The 15,010-nt window shown below is 71.7% G+C and carries 14 protein-coding genes; 10 read left to right on the plus strand and 4 right to left on the minus strand.

All coding sequences use genetic code 11. The features are described from left to right. The first annotated feature begins 192 nt into the window (after positions 1-192). From ACFVT5_RS11715 to ACFVT5_RS11725, 3 genes are read left to right on the plus strand one after another with little or no spacing between them, the layout of a single operon-like run. On the plus strand, positions 193-693 hold the full coding sequence (locus ACFVT5_RS11715) for a DUF2771 domain-containing protein (RefSeq protein ID WP_389884651.1): 501 nt from the start codon (positions 193-195) through the stop codon (positions 691-693). Beyond that, positions 690-1,448, plus strand: coding sequence for a futalosine hydrolase (locus ACFVT5_RS11720; RefSeq protein ID WP_389884654.1), 759 nt, complete (start codon positions 690-692; stop codon positions 1,446-1,448). The genes ACFVT5_RS11715 and ACFVT5_RS11720 overlap by 4 nt, the downstream gene beginning before the upstream one ends. Beyond that, a complete protein-coding gene (locus tag ACFVT5_RS11725) occupies positions 1,420-2,331 on the plus strand; it encodes a 1,4-dihydroxy-6-naphthoate synthase (RefSeq protein WP_389884656.1) in 912 nt (303 codons plus the stop codon). Before ACFVT5_RS11720 ends, ACFVT5_RS11725 begins: the two co-directional genes overlap by 29 nt. A 27-nt stretch (positions 2,332-2,358) precedes the next feature. Here the strand turns inward: ACFVT5_RS11725 and ACFVT5_RS11730 are convergent, their stop codons facing one another. Further along, entirely contained in the window at positions 2,359-2,742 is a 384-nt protein-coding gene (locus ACFVT5_RS11730; protein WP_190034300.1) for a cold-shock protein, read from the minus strand. A 207-nt stretch (positions 2,743-2,949) separates the two neighbouring features. Between ACFVT5_RS11730 and ACFVT5_RS11735 the strand changes: the two genes are divergently transcribed. Then, complete coding sequence (locus tag ACFVT5_RS11735) at positions 2,950-3,180, plus strand: hypothetical protein (protein ID WP_389884660.1); 231 nt, start codon at positions 2,950-2,952, stop codon at positions 3,178-3,180. A 79-nt stretch (positions 3,181-3,259) separates the two neighbouring features. Here ACFVT5_RS11735 and ACFVT5_RS11740 read toward each other — a convergent pair whose 3' ends face one another. Beyond that, positions 3,260-3,871 carry an HAD family hydrolase gene (locus ACFVT5_RS11740; protein ID WP_389884663.1) on the minus strand — a complete coding sequence of 204 codons (612 nt, stop codon included), beginning with the start codon at positions 3,869-3,871 and terminating at the stop codon, positions 3,260-3,262. A 105-nt stretch (positions 3,872-3,976) separates the two neighbouring features. Here ACFVT5_RS11740 and ACFVT5_RS11745 point away from each other — a divergent pair, with 105 nt between their 5' ends. Genes ACFVT5_RS11745 through ACFVT5_RS11760 form a run of 4 tightly spaced genes read left to right on the plus strand, consistent with a single transcriptional unit; the run spans position 3,977 to position 7,951 of the window. Further along, positions 3,977-4,969: a FecCD family ABC transporter permease gene (locus ACFVT5_RS11745; RefSeq protein WP_389884666.1), complete on the plus strand. Its 993-nt coding sequence runs from the start codon at positions 3,977-3,979 to the stop codon at positions 4,967-4,969. Further along, positions 4,966-6,057, plus strand: coding sequence for a FecCD family ABC transporter permease (locus tag ACFVT5_RS11750; protein WP_389884669.1), 1,092 nt, complete (start codon positions 4,966-4,968; stop codon positions 6,055-6,057). Before ACFVT5_RS11745 ends, ACFVT5_RS11750 begins: the two co-directional genes overlap by 4 nt. Before the next feature lie 20 nt (positions 6,058-6,077). Beyond that, entirely contained in the window at positions 6,078-6,923 is an 846-nt protein-coding gene (locus ACFVT5_RS11755; RefSeq protein ID WP_389885272.1) for an ABC transporter ATP-binding protein, read from the plus strand. A 50-nt stretch (positions 6,924-6,973) separates the two neighbouring features. After that, positions 6,974-7,951, plus strand: coding sequence for an ABC transporter substrate-binding protein (locus ACFVT5_RS11760; RefSeq protein WP_389884672.1), 978 nt, complete (start codon positions 6,974-6,976; stop codon positions 7,949-7,951). 7 nt (positions 7,952-7,958) lie between these two features. On the opposite strand, the gene ACFVT5_RS11765 is transcribed toward ACFVT5_RS11760, so the two are convergent. Then, on the minus strand, positions 7,959-8,957 hold the full coding sequence (locus tag ACFVT5_RS11765) for a hypothetical protein (RefSeq protein WP_389884674.1): 999 nt from the start codon (positions 8,955-8,957) through the stop codon (positions 7,959-7,961). Positions 8,958-9,165: 208 nt separating this feature from the next. Between ACFVT5_RS11765 and ACFVT5_RS11770 the strand changes: the two genes are divergently transcribed. Together ACFVT5_RS11770 and ACFVT5_RS11775 are read left to right on the plus strand one after the other, a co-directional pair. Further along, complete coding sequence (locus ACFVT5_RS11770; RefSeq protein WP_389884677.1) at positions 9,166-11,733, plus strand: helicase-associated domain-containing protein; 2,568 nt, start codon at positions 9,166-9,168, stop codon at positions 11,731-11,733. 162 nt (positions 11,734-11,895) lie between these two features. Beyond that, positions 11,896-13,560, plus strand: coding sequence for a DNA repair helicase XPB (locus ACFVT5_RS11775; protein ID WP_389884680.1), 1,665 nt, complete (start codon positions 11,896-11,898; stop codon positions 13,558-13,560). Here ACFVT5_RS11775 and ACFVT5_RS11780 read toward each other — a convergent pair. Beyond that, positions 13,526-14,794, minus strand: coding sequence for a glycosyltransferase 87 family protein (locus ACFVT5_RS11780; RefSeq protein WP_389884683.1), 1,269 nt, complete (start codon positions 14,792-14,794; stop codon positions 13,526-13,528). The two genes, ACFVT5_RS11775 and ACFVT5_RS11780, sit on opposite strands and share 35 nt — an antisense overlap. Positions 14,795-15,010 lie beyond the last annotated feature (216 nt).

Genomic DNA, 15,010 nt, shown 5'->3' on the forward strand with positions numbered 1-15,010 from the left:
CACGGCACATCCGCCCGCGACCTCACGGCAGTCTCCTCGCAGCCCCACGGCAGTCCGCCCGCGACCCGACGGCACGCCCGCCCACGACCTCACGGCACATCCGCGCGTGGCCTGACGGCAGTCTCCTCGTGGCCTGACGGCACGCCGTACCCACATGGCATGACCTCGGCGGGTGCCCGATAACCTTCGCGCATGACCTCCCTGCCCGCGGCGGAGCCGCACATGAAGTCAGCCACGGCGGGCCGCCGCCGGACCGCCGCCGCTGTCGGCGCCGTCGCCGCCGGTCTTCTGGTCCTCACGGCGTGCGAGAAGCCGACGCCGCTGGCGACCATCACGGTCGGCGACAACTCGGTGAACTCGGAAGCCGTCTGCTACAACGACGGCAAGATCATCCAGGCGTCGGATCTCACGAACTGCCTGAAGAACAAGAACCTCAAGTCCCTCACCTTCGACCCCGACGAGACGGTCCGCTTCGGCGTGGACCCGGAGATCGCGGACAAGGGCTGGACGATCCTGCTGAACGACACGCCGCTGACCAACTCCAGCAAGAAGACGTACCAGACGATCCCCGGCAGCGTCTTCTTCAACCCGCAGTACGGCGGGACCGGTTCCTCGTCCACCGTCAGCATCGTCGAGGGCTCCGACAACAAGGTCACCGGACTCTGGTCGTTCAAGCTCAACAAGAGCTCTTGACGCGTCCCGCACGCATCCTCGTCGCCACCGCGGTCCCCGCCGAACGGACCGCGGTGGCAAAGGCGTTCGCGGGGACACCCGTGGAAATACCGCTCCAGCCGGCGACCGGAGCGGCCCTGCACCGCGTACTCAGTGGGTCCGCCGGCCGCTGGGACCTGCTCGCCGTCGGCGTCGGACCCGCCGCCGCGGCTGCCGGTACGGCCACGGCGCTGACCGCCGCCGCGCTCGCCGGTGAACCGTACGACCTGGTCGTCTCGGCCGGTATCGGCGGCGGCTTCGCGCCGGGTGCCCCGGTCGGCTCCCTCGTCGTCGCCGACGCGATCACCGTCGCCGACCTGGGCGCCGAGAGCGCCGAAGGATTCCTGCCGGTGACCGACCTCGGCTTCGGCACCGTCACGCACACCCCGCCCCCGTCCCTCGTACGGGAGACCGCCGCCGCCGTGGGCTGCCCCACCGGCACCGTCCTCACCGTCTCCACGGTCACCGGATCCGCCGAGCGCACAGCCCTGCTGAGCGCCCGGCACCCCGGCGCGCTCGCCGAGGCGATGGAGGGGTTCGGGGTCGCCGAGGCCGCCGCCGCGCACGGCTGCCCGGTCCTGGAGATCCGCGCGATCTCCAACCCCGTGGGCCCCCGCGACCGGGGAGCCTGGCGGATCGGCGACGCCCTCGCGGCACTCACCACCGCCTTCGGGAAATGCGCGCCCGCACTGGAGAGTTGGAACGAGCATGACGACCGACGAGCACCCCGGCACTGACCCCGACGGCACCGACCCCGACGGCAAGGGCACCGGGAAGCCGCTGAGTATCGCCTACTCGCCCTGTCCGAACGACACCTTCGTGTTCGACGCCTGGGCCCACGGCCGCCTCGCCGGCGCGCCCGACCTCGATGTCACGTTCGCCGACATCCACCTCACCAACGGCATGGCTCAGCGAGGCGAGTTCGACGTCCTGAAGGTGTCGTACGCGGTGCTGCCCTGGGTGCTCGACGAGTACGCGCTGCTCCCGTGCGGTGGCGCGCTCGGCCGGGGCTGCGGCCCGCTGGTGCTGACCCGCGCGCCGGGCGACGCGGCGGAGCTGACCGGCCGGACGGTCGCGGTGCCGAGCGAGAAGTCGACGGCGTATCTCCTCTTCCGGCTCTGGGCCGCGGATCTGGTGCCGGGCGGGGTCGGCGAGATCGTCGTCATGCCCTTCGACCGGATCATGCCCGCCGTGCGGGACGGCGAGGTCGACGCCGGACTCGTCATCCACGAGGCCAGGTTCACCTATCAGACGTACGGGCTGCACCGCCTCGCCGATCTGGGCGAGCACTGGGAGTCGACGACCGGGCTGCCGATCCCGCTCGGCGCGATCATCGCGAAGCGCTCCCTGGGCACCGACACGCTGAAGCTGCTCGCCGACTCGGCGCGCGCCTCGGTCCGCGCCGCCTGGGACGACCCGGAGGCGTCCCGCGACTACGTCATGGAGCACGCCCAGGAGATGGACCCGGCGGTCGCGAACCAGCACATCGGCCTGTACGTCAACGAGTTCACCGCCGACCTCGGCGAGGACGGTTACGCGGCGGTCCGCGGTCTGCTCACCCGTGCGGCGGCCGAGGGACTGGTCCCGCCCCTCGGCCCGGACGCGCTGGCGTTCCCCTGAAGTTCCCTCTCCGGGCGGGTCACACGGTCATACGTCGAGCTGGTCGGCGACCGCGCGGAGCAGCCCGGCGATCTGCTTCCCCGACGCCTTGTCGGGGTAGCGGCCCTTCTCCAGCATCGGTGTGATGTTCTCCAGAAGAGTCGTCAGATCCTGGACGATCGAGGCCAGTTCATCGGGCTTACGGCGCTGTGCGGCGGCCACGGAGGGCGTCGGGTCCAGGATCGTCACGGAGAGTGCCTGGTCACCGCGCTGTCCGGCGACCACACCGAACTCGACGCGCTGGCCGGGCTTCAGCGCTTCGACACCGGCGGGCAGGACGGAGGAGTGGACGAAGACGTCTCCGCCGTCGTCGCGCGAGAGAAAGCCGAAACCCTTCTCGCTGTTGAACCACTTGACCTTGCCGGTAGGCACGTGAAGTCCTCGTCCTCGTACTCGTCGATCCGTCTCGCCAGGGCAGACGGCACTGGGAAAATGGGAAAAACGGCTCTGAATAGCACTTCGGCGGGTCGGTCCGACCCGCCTGCCAGGACCAAGGCTAATGGTCCGGAAGCTGGTGGCAAGACGGCCCTTGTCGGCTCCTGCGAGTTGTCCCTTCGCGCTGGGAACTACCCTGGTCGAGTGCGTGACAAAACCCAAGCGAATTCCGCCGTGCCCGGTGACGGACTCATCCGGATCGGCGCGATCGTCTTCCTCGTCGGCGCGTTGGCCACTCTGGTCACCGTGGCCCCGCTGTTCCTCGACACAAAACCCTTTCCCACGTACATGTTCGGGCTGAGCATGCTGATGGGGGTGGGGTTCGCGTTGGCGGGGGCGGGATTGCTGAGGTCAATCGCGGCCAACCGGCAATAGCGCCCTGAAGGGGCGCGGGGAACTGCGCGATCAGCCACCGACGACCCACGGTTTCCACACCGGTCTTCCAGCGGAGCGCTTAGCGGTGGCCCGCCAGCCAATCGGGAAACTCGGTGAGGTCGGTCAGCACCACATCGGCGCCCGCGTCACGCAAGGTCCCCTCGTCACAGGGCCCGGTGGCGACGGCCACCGATACGGCACCGGCGGCGCGGGCACCGCGGACATCCCCGGTGTGATCCCCCACGTACACACCGGCCCCGTGCTCACGCAGCGCCACGGCCTTCTGTTCCGCCCACAGATCGCCGATGACGGCGTCCACGGCGATCCCGAGATGCTTCAGATGCAACTTGGCGTTGGGCTCGTACTTCGCGGTCACGACCACGGCCCGTCCGCCGGCGGCGTGCACCGCGTCGACCGCCGCCACGGCGCCCCGCATCGCGGGGGTGGGGGCGATGGCGTGTGTGGGATACATCTCACGGTAACGGGCGCAGATGTCCGGGATCCGCTCGGCCGGAAACCAGTTCACCATCTCGTCCTCCAGCGGCGGACCGAGCCGTGTGATGACCAGATCGCTGTCGATGTGTACGCCGGTCTCGGCCGAAAGTGCCTGGTAGCACGCCTTGATGCCGGGGCGTGAGTCGATGAGGGTCATGTCGAGGTCGAATCCGACGGTCAGCACGCTGGAGGTCATACACGTCATTGTGCCCAGCCGCCCATGGGCCCGGCGGCCCCGCGCACCCCTCCGCATAGACTTAGCGAAGCCTAACCAACCCTTCGTTCGTGGAGTGCCCAGCCGATGCCGGTCAGACGCGTCGTCGCGATGGTGGCGGCCGTCGTGGCCCTGCTGCTCGCCGTCCTGTTCAGCCTCGCCGTGGGCGCGCGCGCCATCGCGCCGTCGGCCGTGTGCGACGCCCTGCTGAACGGCGGACACAGCGACGCCGCCGAAGTGGTCCGTGGGCTGCGGGTGCCGCGCACGGTGGTCGGTGTGATGGTCGGCGCCGCGCTCGCCCTCGCCGGAACGGTCCTTCAGGGCATCACCCGTAACCCCATCGCCGACCCGGGCATCCTCGGGATCAGCCAGGGCGCGTCGGTCGGGGTCGTCCTCGCGATCGCGTTCGCCGGTGTCCACACCCTCACGGGATATGTGTGGTTCGCGTTCGCGGGCGCCGGGATCGCGTCGGTCGCGGTGTACGCCATCGCGTCGAGCGGGCGGGGCGGCGCGACGCCCGTGAAGCTGGCGCTCGGTGGCGCCGCGATCAACGCGCTGCTCGTCTCGGTGACGACGGGCGTACTGACGACACGGGCTTCGGCGCTCGACGAGTTCCGGTTCTGGCAGGTCGGTTCGCTGTCCGGACGTGACGCGGATCTGGTGGGCCAGGTCTGGCCGTTCCTGCTCGTCGGCGTGGTCCTGGTGCTGTCCGTGGCGCGCGGTCTGGACGCGCTGGCGCTCGGCGCGGACGTCGCGAAGGGCCTCGGCCAACGGGTCGCGACGGTACGGATCGTGGGCGGTCTGGGGGCGACGGTGCTGACCGGGGTCGGTGTCGCGGCGGCGGGCCCGGTCGCCTTCGTCGGTCTGGCGGTGCCGCACATCGCCCGCGCGATCGTCGGTTCCGACCATCGTTGGGTGCTGCCGATGGCGGCGCTGATCGGTCCGGTGATGCTGCTCGTCTCGGACACGATCGGCCGCGTGATCTTTCCCCCGAGCGAAATCCCGGCGGGCGTGATGACGGCCCTGATCGGAGTTCCCTTCCTGATAGCCCTGGTACGCAGAAAGGCGGTCCCGGCATGAAGCCCTCAACTGCTGTGGGCACAGCCCCAAGTACCGGGCACCCCCGAGGCCAGCGCCCCGCCGGGTACGCCGTAGCGCGCATCGGCCGAGCGAACATCCTGGTCCACCGTCGGGCGACAACCGTCGCCGTCGCCCTGACCGCCGCCCTGGCCGTCTGCTCCCTGGCCTACCTCTGCACCGGCGAGTCCTTCGTCCCCCCGGCCGAGGTCCTGAAGGTCCTCACCGGCGGCCAGTCCCCGGACCAACTCGTCGTGGAAACCCTGCGCGCCCCCCGCCTGGTGGTCGGCCTCCTGGTCGGCGCCGCGTTCGGCGTCGCGGGCGCGCTGATCCAGACCGTCGCCCGCAACCCCCTTGCCAGCCCCGACATCATCGGCATCAGCCAGGGCGCGAGCGCACTGACGGTCGGCGCGATGACGTTCGGCGTGACGTCGTACTCGGTGCTGCCGTACGTGGGCGTCGCCGGGGGCCTCATCGCGGCGGCCCTGGTCTATGTGTTCGCGTGGCGCGGCGGACTGCACGCGACCCGGTTCGTGCTCATCGGCATCGGCTTCGCCATCGCGCTGCGCTCGGTCACGACGCTGTTCATGACCAAGGGCGACTATCTCGTGGCCCAGCAGGCGCAGATCTGGATGACGGGTTCCCTCAACGGCCGTGGCTGGGTGGAGGCGACCCCGCTCGGCTGGACCCTGCTCGCCCTGGTGCCCGCCGTCGCCTGGGCGGCCCGCGCGCAGCGCACGGTGAGCCTGGACGACGACACGGCGACCGCGCTCGGGGTGCGCCTGAACCGCGTACGCCTCGGTCTCGTCCTGCTCGGTGTCGTCCTCGCCTCGGCCGCCACCGGTGCGGCGGGCCCCGTCGACTTCGTGGCGCTGCTGGCCCCGCAGATCGCCCGCCGGGTGACCCGTACCGCGCAGATCCCGCTGGTGTGTTCGGCGTTGCTCGGCGCGGTCGTCGTCGTGCTCGCCGATCTGCTGGCGCGGCGCCTGTTCTCGCCCACCGAACTCCCGGTGGGTGTCCTCACGGCGGCCGTCGGGGCGCCGTATCTGATCTGGCTCATCGTCCGCAGCCGCAGTGGAGGCACCTCGTGACGGAACCGCTGACGGGATCTCTGACGGAACCTGTGTCGGACTCCCCGGTCGACGGCCGGCCCCACCCCGGGAACCCGCGCCTGGAGGCCCGCGAGCTGACCCTCGCCTACGAGGACCGGACCGTCGTCCACGGCCTGGACCTCGCCGTCCCGGACGGCCGGGTCACCGTCATCGTCGGGCCCAACGCCTGCGGCAAGTCGACCACGTTGCGGGCGCTCGGACGGCTGCTGAAGCCGCGCGGCGGCGCGGTGCTGCTCGACGGTACGGCGCTGGCGAAGCTGCCGACGAAGCGGATCGCGCAGCGGATCGGGCTGCTGCCGCAGACGCCGGTCGCGCCCGAGGCGATCACCGTGGGCGATCTGGTGGCGCGCGGCCGGCAGCCGCATCAGCACTGGTGGCAGCAGTGGTCCGACGAGGACGAGCGGGCCGTGACGGAGGCGATGGAGCGTACGGATGTGGCCACGCTCGCCGAACGGTCCGTGGACGAACTCTCCGGTGGGCAGCGGCAGCGCGTATGGATCGCGATGGCGCTCGCGCAGGAGACGGAACTGCTCCTCCTGGACGAGCCGACGACGTATCTCGACATCGCACATCAGGTCGAAGTCCTCGATCTGGTACGGCAGTTGAACCATGACCGGGGCCGGACAGTGGTGGTCGTGCTGCACGACCTCAACCAGGCGGCACGGTACGCGGACCATCTCGTCGCGATGAAGTCCGGACGGATCGTCGCCGAGGGCCCACCGTCCGAGGTCGTCACGGCCGAACTCGTACGGGAGGTCTTCGGCCTTGAGTGTGTCGTGGTCCCGGACCCGGTGACGGGGTCACCGCTGGTGGTCCCCGGCCGGCCGTGGCGGCCCACGGAGTAGATCGCACGCACCTACTTCTCTGTTCTCGATGTCGACGAAAGGCATTGCTCATGACTGCGGCGCGCCGCAAGGCACTCACCCTCGGCTCCCTCGTCCTGATCGGCTCGCTGGGCCTGACGGCCTGCGGATCGTCGGATTCCGGCAACGACGAGGCCGGGTCCGGGGATTCCGGGGGCGGTACGCACACCGTGAAGACGGCGATGGGCGACGTGAAGGTCAAGGACGCGCCGAAGCGGGTCGTCGTCCTGGACACGGCGGAACTGGACTCGGCGATCACCCTGGGCGTGAAGCCGGTGGGCGCGACCCAGGCGACGGCGGGCGCCGGGTTCCTCGACTATCTGCCCGAGTCCTCGGTCAAGGGCATCAAGAGCGTCGGCGAGATCGCCAATCCCAATCTGGAGACGATCGCGGGGCTCAAGCCGGATCTGATCCTCAGCAGCAAGGTGCGGGACGAGAAGCGGTACGCACAGCTCAGCGCCATCGCGCCGACCGTGCTGACGGAGACGACCGGGTACCCCTGGAAGGAGAACTTCCAGACGCACGCGGACGCGCTCGGCCGGACGGCTGAGGCGGACAAGGTCGTCGCGGACTACGACAAGCGGGTCGCCGATGTCACCGAGGCGCTCGGCGGCAAGGAGAAGGCGGCGGCGACCGAGGTGAACGTCGTCCGGTTCATCGAGGGCGCCGACATCCGCATCTACGGCAAGAAGAACTACATCGCGACGATCCTCGCCGATGTGGGCCTGGGCCGCCCCGCGATCACCGACAAGGCGACGGACGGCTTCTCGTACGACGTGAGCCCCGAGAAGATCGACCTGGCCGACGCGGATGTCATCTTCACGTCCACGTACGGCGACCCGGCGAAGGCCAAGGCGACGGACACGATGAAGAGCGGCCTGTGGAAGAACCTCAAGGCCACGAAGTCGAACCAGGTCCATCAGGTGGACGACGAACTCTGGATCCAGGGCATCGGGTACACGGCGGCGGCGAAGATCATGGACGAGATGCGGGCGGCCCTGACGAAGTGACGGCGGATCACCTGGCCCGTTGGGAGCGCCACACCAGGTAGGCGGCCGAGGCGAGGGCCGCCGCCCGTACCACCCAGGGCCAGGTCTCGCCGATCGCGTCGGCCATGTGGCTCTGCGGGATCGGCTCGCCCCAGCGGCCGTCGCTACGGCCCCACAGCCAGACCAGGCCGCCCGCGACCGCCAGGCCCGGCATGACCAGGACCGCCCACTTGGATTCGGCGGCGGACAGCCGCCGGGACGCCCAGGCGATGAGCCAACCCACGCCGAGCGCGATCCAGTTGCCGAGCACGGCGCCCGCGACCAGCAGGGCGGCGGCGAGGAGGAGCAGCGGGTTCGCGTAGCCGGTGAGCCGGAGTCGGGGCCGGCGCCTCTTGGCGTCACCGCTCTCCGAGCCCTCGGCGTCCTGCCCCTCCCCCTCTTCCTGTTCGGCGACATCCTTGCCGAGCGGGACAGGTTCGGGCTCGCCTTCACGGCTGGGCGGGGGCTTGAGTATCTCCGGGATCTCCACGCCGCCGACGAACCCCGGCACGCTGTCGCTCAGCCCGAACGGGCTGCTGTCGACCCGCCACCAGTCGGGTTCCGAGCCGTGCGGCCCGAGTTCGTCCTCGCCCGCGAGGTGCGGCGGCGACGGTACGTACCGCTCCGGCTCGGGCGCCGGTTCGGTCGGCCGGGGCCTGGGCACCATCCGCCGCAGCCCCTTGGGCCGTGTCCCCTCGCCGGTCTCCTCGGGCTGCCGCTGCACCGGTACGGCGGCCCGGGGGGCGTCCCCGTCGCCGGTCCCGGAGCCTGCGGCCTCGACCAGATCTTGCGGCGTGCCGAGGTGGGAGAGAATGCGGCTGACGGCGGCGGGGGTGTCCACGAGTGACTTGGCGCGCCGCTTGTCGATCTCGTTGCGCAACTCGGTGACGAGCCGCATCCGCGTACCGGACGGCAACTTCCGCTGCTGAGCGAGGTCCCCGACCTTGCTCAGATAGTCAAAAACGAGCTGGTCACTCTCGATCCCCACGAAGTCCCCTCCGGGACGCACCTGTTGAAAACCACCGGTTCCGACGGTACAGGCCCGCGGGGGCGGGTACGGGACCGATGCGCACCCGGTGCGGGTCCCCGTGGAGCGTCCGGCGTGTGTCGGGGCGGGTGGTAGCGGTCGGTATCGGTCCGGCAACCACCTGTGCCGGGGGCCCGCGATGTCACCCGCACCCACTAACGTGAGCCGGATGAGCAGTGACGCTAGAGGTGCCCTACCAAGCCCCACGGTCCCGCGCTCCCTCGCTGAGGCCCTGAGGGGCCGCACCGACGCGTCCCTCGCCGCCCTTCTCCGGGCCAGGCCCGACCTCCTTACGCCCGTCCCCACCGACCTCGGCCAGCTCGCCACCCGGGCCGGCACCCGCGCCAGCGTGGTCCGCGCCCTGGAACGCCTGGACAGGTTCACGCTCCAGACCGCCGAGACCCTCGCCATCGCACCGGACCCGGCGGCGTACGGGGATCTGCTGGGGCTGCTCGCCGGTGACGACGGTGACCCGGAGATCGAGGCGGCGCTCCCGGGTGCCGTGCACAGCCTGCGCGAACAGGCCCTGATCTGGGGCGCCGACGACCGTCTGCGGCTGGTGCGTACGGCGCGGGAACTCCTCGCGCCGTCCCCGCAGAACCCGTCGCCGACCGGCCTCGGCCCGACCGTCGCGGAGGCCACGGCGGGCATGTCCCCGGGCCGTATCCAGGAGATCGTGACGACGGCCGGGCTGCCCAGGACGCATGACGCGGTGTCCGCCGTGGCGTCCCTGACCGGGCTGTTCGGCGACCGGCGCCGGATGTCGGCGCTGCTGGACGAGGCGCCGCCGGAATCCGTCGACGTACTCTCCCGGCTGGTCTGGGGGCCGCCGTACGGGCAGGTCACGGCCGCGCCCGCGAAGCATCTGCGCTGGCTGCTCGACCGGGGGCTCCTCCTCGCGACCGCGCCGGGCACCGTCGTACTGCCGCGTGAGGCGGCGTTGCATCTGCGCGGTGGCCGCGCCCACCGGGCGGCGGAGCCGCTGCCTCCGGCGGTCCTCGCGGACCGGGAGCACCCCCCGCAGGTCGCGGACGCGACGGCGGCCGGGCAGGCGTATCAGGCGCTGATGACGATCGAGGACCTGCTGCACGAGTGGCACGAGGGCGGCCCCGCCGTGCTCCGTTCGGGTGGGCTCAGCGTCCGTGACCTGAAGCGGACGGCCATCGCGCTCGACGTGTCGGAGCCGCTGGCCGCGTTCTGGGTGGAGCTGGCGTACGCGGCGGGCCTGCTGGCATCCGACGGCGAGGCCGACGAGCGGTACGCGGCGACGCCCGCGTACGACACCTGGCTGGAGCGTCCCCCGGCCGAGCGGTGGGCCGTGCTCGCCGGGGCCTGGCTGACGGCGACACGGACCTCGGGTCTGGTCGGCGGGCGGGACGTCAAGGAACGCGCCCTGGCCGCCCTCGGCCCCGGCCTGGACCGCTCGGACGCCCCGGAGGTCCGGCACCGGGTACTCACCCTGCTCGCGACCCTGCCGCCCGGCGCTTCCGCCGACCCGGAGTCCCTGCTCGCCCGGCTGCGCTGGGAGCGCCCGCCGCGTGGCACGGCATCGCGTACCGCCGCGTCCACCGCGCAGAACCAGCCGGACCTCCGCACCCGCCTGGCCCGCTGGACCCTGGGCGACGCGGAACTCCTCGGCCTGACGGGCCGCGGCGCCCTGTCGACCCACGCCAGGGCCCTGCTGCCGGACCGGAGCCCGACGGAGGCAGCCGTAACGGCCGAAGCAGCCGATACCGAGGACACCGGCAGCGCGGATGCCGCCGCCGCCCAGGAGAGGGCCGCCGCCCTCCTCACCCCCCTCCTCCCCCAACCCCTCGACCACGTCCTCCTCCAGGCCGACCTCACCGCCGTGGCGCCCGGCCCGCTGCTCCGTCCCCTGGCGGAGACACTCGCCGTGATCGCCGACGTCGAGTCGAAGGGCGCCGCGACCGTGTACCGGTTCACACCGGGCTCGGTGCGGCGGGCCCTCGACTCGGGACGTGCCGCCGCCGATCTGCACGCGTTCCTCGCCGCCCACTCACGGACCCCGGTGCCCCAGCCGCTCGCGTACCTCATCGACGATGTCGCGCGGAAGCACGGGCATCTGCGGATCGGGGGCGCGTCGGCGTACGTCCGGTGCGACGACGAGGCCGTACTGAACGAGATCCTGGCCGACAAGCGCGCCCAGGGTCTGCGGCTGCGGCGCCTGGCGCCCACCGTGCTCGCGGCCCAGGCCGACCCGGTGGCGCTGCTCGACGGGCTGCGCCAGATGGGCTTCGCGCCCGCCGCCGAGAGCCCGGAGGGCGATGTCCTGGTGGCCCGCGCCCACGCGCACCGCACCCCGCCGCGCACCGCCCCGGTCCCGGTCCCGGAGGGCCCGCCGCTGCCCGGCGGCACCCTCCTGACGGCCGCCGTCCGGGCGATCCGCGCCGGTGACCTCGCCACCACGGCCCCCCGCAAGACCACCGCGGACCGCGCGGGCGAACTGCCGCGTACGTCATCGGCCGACACCCTCGCCACCATGCAGGCGGCGGTCCTCACCGGCGAGGCCCTGTGGATCGGGTACGTGAACGCGGAGGGCACCGCGACCCAGCGCGTGATCGCCCCGATCCGGGTCGAGGGCGGCTTCGTCACGGCGTACGACCACACCGCCGACGAGGTACGGACGTATCCGCTGCACCGCATCACAGGCGTCGCCGAGCTGGCCGACAACCAGGGCCTGGGCGGCCTGGGCCAACCACCTCACCGCAAGGTCTGACCGCCCCGCCGCACGGTCCGACCGGCCCACCGCCGGACCCGACGACCCGCACCCCGGCGTGATCGCCGCCGGGTGCGGCACACTGGACGTTTGGCTGCCCTCGCGTGCAGCCCGTGCGGGCCGTCCCCCGGGGTCCGCGCAGCCGTGCAGAAAGGGACGCGCGTGAACGGACCCCTCATCGTCCAGTCCGACAAGACCCTGCTCCTGGAGGTCGACCACGAGCAGGCCGGTGCGTGCCGGCGTGCCATCGCGCCGTTCGCCGAGCTGGAGCGCGCCCCCGAGCACATCCACACCTATCGGGTGACCCCGCTCGGCCTGTGGAACGCCCGCGCGGCCGGGCACGACGCCGAGCAGGTCGTCGACGCCCTGGTCCAGTACAGCCGCTATCCGGTCCCGCACGCGCTGCTGGTCGACATCGCCGAGACGATGGACCGGTACGGCCGTCTCACGCTCAGCAAGCACCCGGCGCACGGTCTGGTCCTGACAAGCACCGACCGGCCGGTCCTGGAGGAGATCCTCCGCTCGAAGCGGATCATGCCGCTGGTCGGCAACCGGATCGACCCGGACACGGTCGCCGTGCACCCCTCGGAGCGCGGCCAGATCAAGCAGACCCTCCTCAAGCTGGGCTGGCCCGCCGAGGACCTCGCCGGGTATGTGGACGGGGAGGCCCATCCGATCGAGCTGGCGGAGAACGGCTGGGCGCTGCGCCCGTACCAGAAGCAGGCCGTCGAGGGCTTCTGGCACGGCGGCTCCGGTGTCGTGGTGCTGCCGTGCGGCGCGGGCAAGACCCTCGTCGGCGCCGGCGCGATGGCGGAGGCGAAGGCGACGACGCTGATCCTCGTCACGAACACGGTCTCGGCCCGCCAGTGGAAGCACGAACTGGTACGGCGCACCTCGCTGACCGAGGAGGAGATCGGCGAGTACAGCGGGACGAGGAAAGAGATCCGACCCGTCACCATCGCCACCTACCAAGTGCTGACGACGAAGCGGAAGGGTGTCTATCCGCACCTGGAACTCTTCGACTCGCGCGACTGGGGCCTCATCGTCTACGACGAGGTGCATCTGCTGCCCGCGCCCGTCTTCAAGTTCACGGCCGACCTCCAGGCCCGGCGGCGGCTCGGGCTGACCGCGACGCTCGTCCGCGAGGACGGCCGCGAGTCCGACGTGTTCTCGCTCATCGGCCCCAAGCGCTTCGACGCGCCCTGGAAGGAGATCGAGGCGCAGGGCTACATCGCGCCCGCTGACTGCGTCGAGGTACGCGTCAACCTCACCGACGGCGAACGCCTCGCGTACGCGACCGCCGAGACCGAGGAGAAGTACCGCTACTGCGCCACGACGGAGACCAAGCGGAAGGTGACGGAGGCGCTGGTACGCAAGCACCAGGGCGAACAGACCCTCGTCATCGGCCAGTACATCGACCAACTCGACGAGCTGGGCGAGCACTTGGCCGCGCCGGTCATCAAGGGCGAGACGTCCAACGCGCAGCGCGAGAAGCTGTTCGAGGCGTTCCGGCAGGGCGAGTTGTCGGTGCTCGTGGTGTCGAAGGTCGCCAACTTCTCCATCGATCTGCCCGAGGCGACCGTCGCGATCCAGGTGTCCGGCACCTTCGGCTCCCGCCAGGAGGAGGCCCAGCGGCTGGGCCGGGTACTGCGCCCGAAGGCGGACGGTCACGAGGCCCGGTTCTACTCCGTGGTCGCCCGCGACACCATCGACCAGGACTTCGCCGCCCACCGGCAGCGGTTCCTCGCCGAACAGGGGTACGCGTACCGGATCGTGGACGCCGACGAACTCCTCAGCGGAGACGACGAGCCCACGGCACAGCAGTAGCCAGGAGCGCCAGCGCGAGGAGCGGGTACGGGGACGCCAACGGCTGCTGCCACCACGGGACATGGAGGTCCAGGTCCCCCTGGTGCGGTACGAGCCAGAGGCTGCGCGCGGCGAACACGGCGGCGACCCCGGCCGCCCACCACCGGTGCCCCTGGGCCACCAGGAGCGCGAGGAGCGGTACGCACCACACCCAGTGGTGGGACCAGCTGATGGGCGAGACGAGCAGGGCGGTACCGGCGGCGAGGAGCACGCCGTGCGCCTCCGGGTGTCGCGCGGGGTGCGCTCGGTGGGCTCGTTGCGCGAGCCACAGGCCGGTGGCGGCCACGGCGAGTGCGGGCAGCAGCCACACGAGGCCCGGTGCGGGGTCGCCGGTCAGGCGGGCGATCAGCCCCTGGAGTGACTGGTTGTCGACGATCCACGCCTTGCCGACGCGGCCCGTCTCGTAGAGCCGCCGGGTCCAGAACTCGACGCTGGCGGCGGGCAGGACCAGCGCCCCGAGCAGCACGGTCCCGACGAACGCGGCGCTCGCGACGACCGCTTCCCGCACCCGCCGGGTCAGCAGCAGATAGATGATGAACACGGCGGGCGTCAGCTTGACGCCGACGGCGACCCCGAGCGCGAAGCCCTTGCCGAGCGCGCCCGGCGGCCGGGTCAGGTCCCACAGCACGAGACAGATCAGGGCGAGGTTGATCTGCCCGAACACGACGGTCTGGAAGACGGGTTCGAGCCAGAGCGCGCCGGATGTCGCGGCGCAGACGAGCGCCCCGCGCGCGGGCAGTCCGGCGAGCCGGCAGGAGAGCCGTACGAGCAGGGCCGTGAGGGCGATGTTCGCGGCGACGAACAGGGCCTTCATGATCCCTACGGGGAGCCAGGTCGTCGGCACGAACAGCAGGGCGGCAAAAGGCGGATAGGTCGCGGGCAGCCGCCATTCCGTGACCGTGAACCCGTAGAGATCACCACCACCGGCGACGGCGGCACCCTCGGCCCGGTAGACCAACGCGTCGGCCATGGGCACGCGCTGGAGGAAACACAGCGCGGCGAGGGACAGGACGGAGAGGGCGAGGAGGGCGGCGGCGGGAAGGGGAGTGGCGCGCCGGGCGAGGGGCGCGGCCGGCGGGGCCACCACCGGCAGGGTCCTGATGGCGCTCCGCGCACGCGAGTCATTGGTGGCGCTCCGCGCACGGAAGTAGCCGGTGGCGCTCCGCGCACGAATGGTCACGGTCCGTTCGATCACGGCGCGACCTTAGTGGATACCGTGGATCGGCCCGCGCCAGGCGCGGAGGTTCCCTGGGGCGCGGAGGGGGATGTGCCCGCCCTCGGGCAGGAGCGGGAAGGCTCTCCGTCCGGCCGGGGCGTCCGTTCCACCGGCGACGCGGATCACGGGCCGCTCGGCGCGGCCCGGACGCCGTTCGCGTCCCCTGCCCCCGGGATGCGGTGAACCGGAGATGGC

Source organism: Streptomyces sp. NPDC058001, assembly GCF_042886315.1.
Lineage (GTDB): Bacteria > Actinomycetota > Actinomycetes > Streptomycetales > Streptomycetaceae > Streptomyces.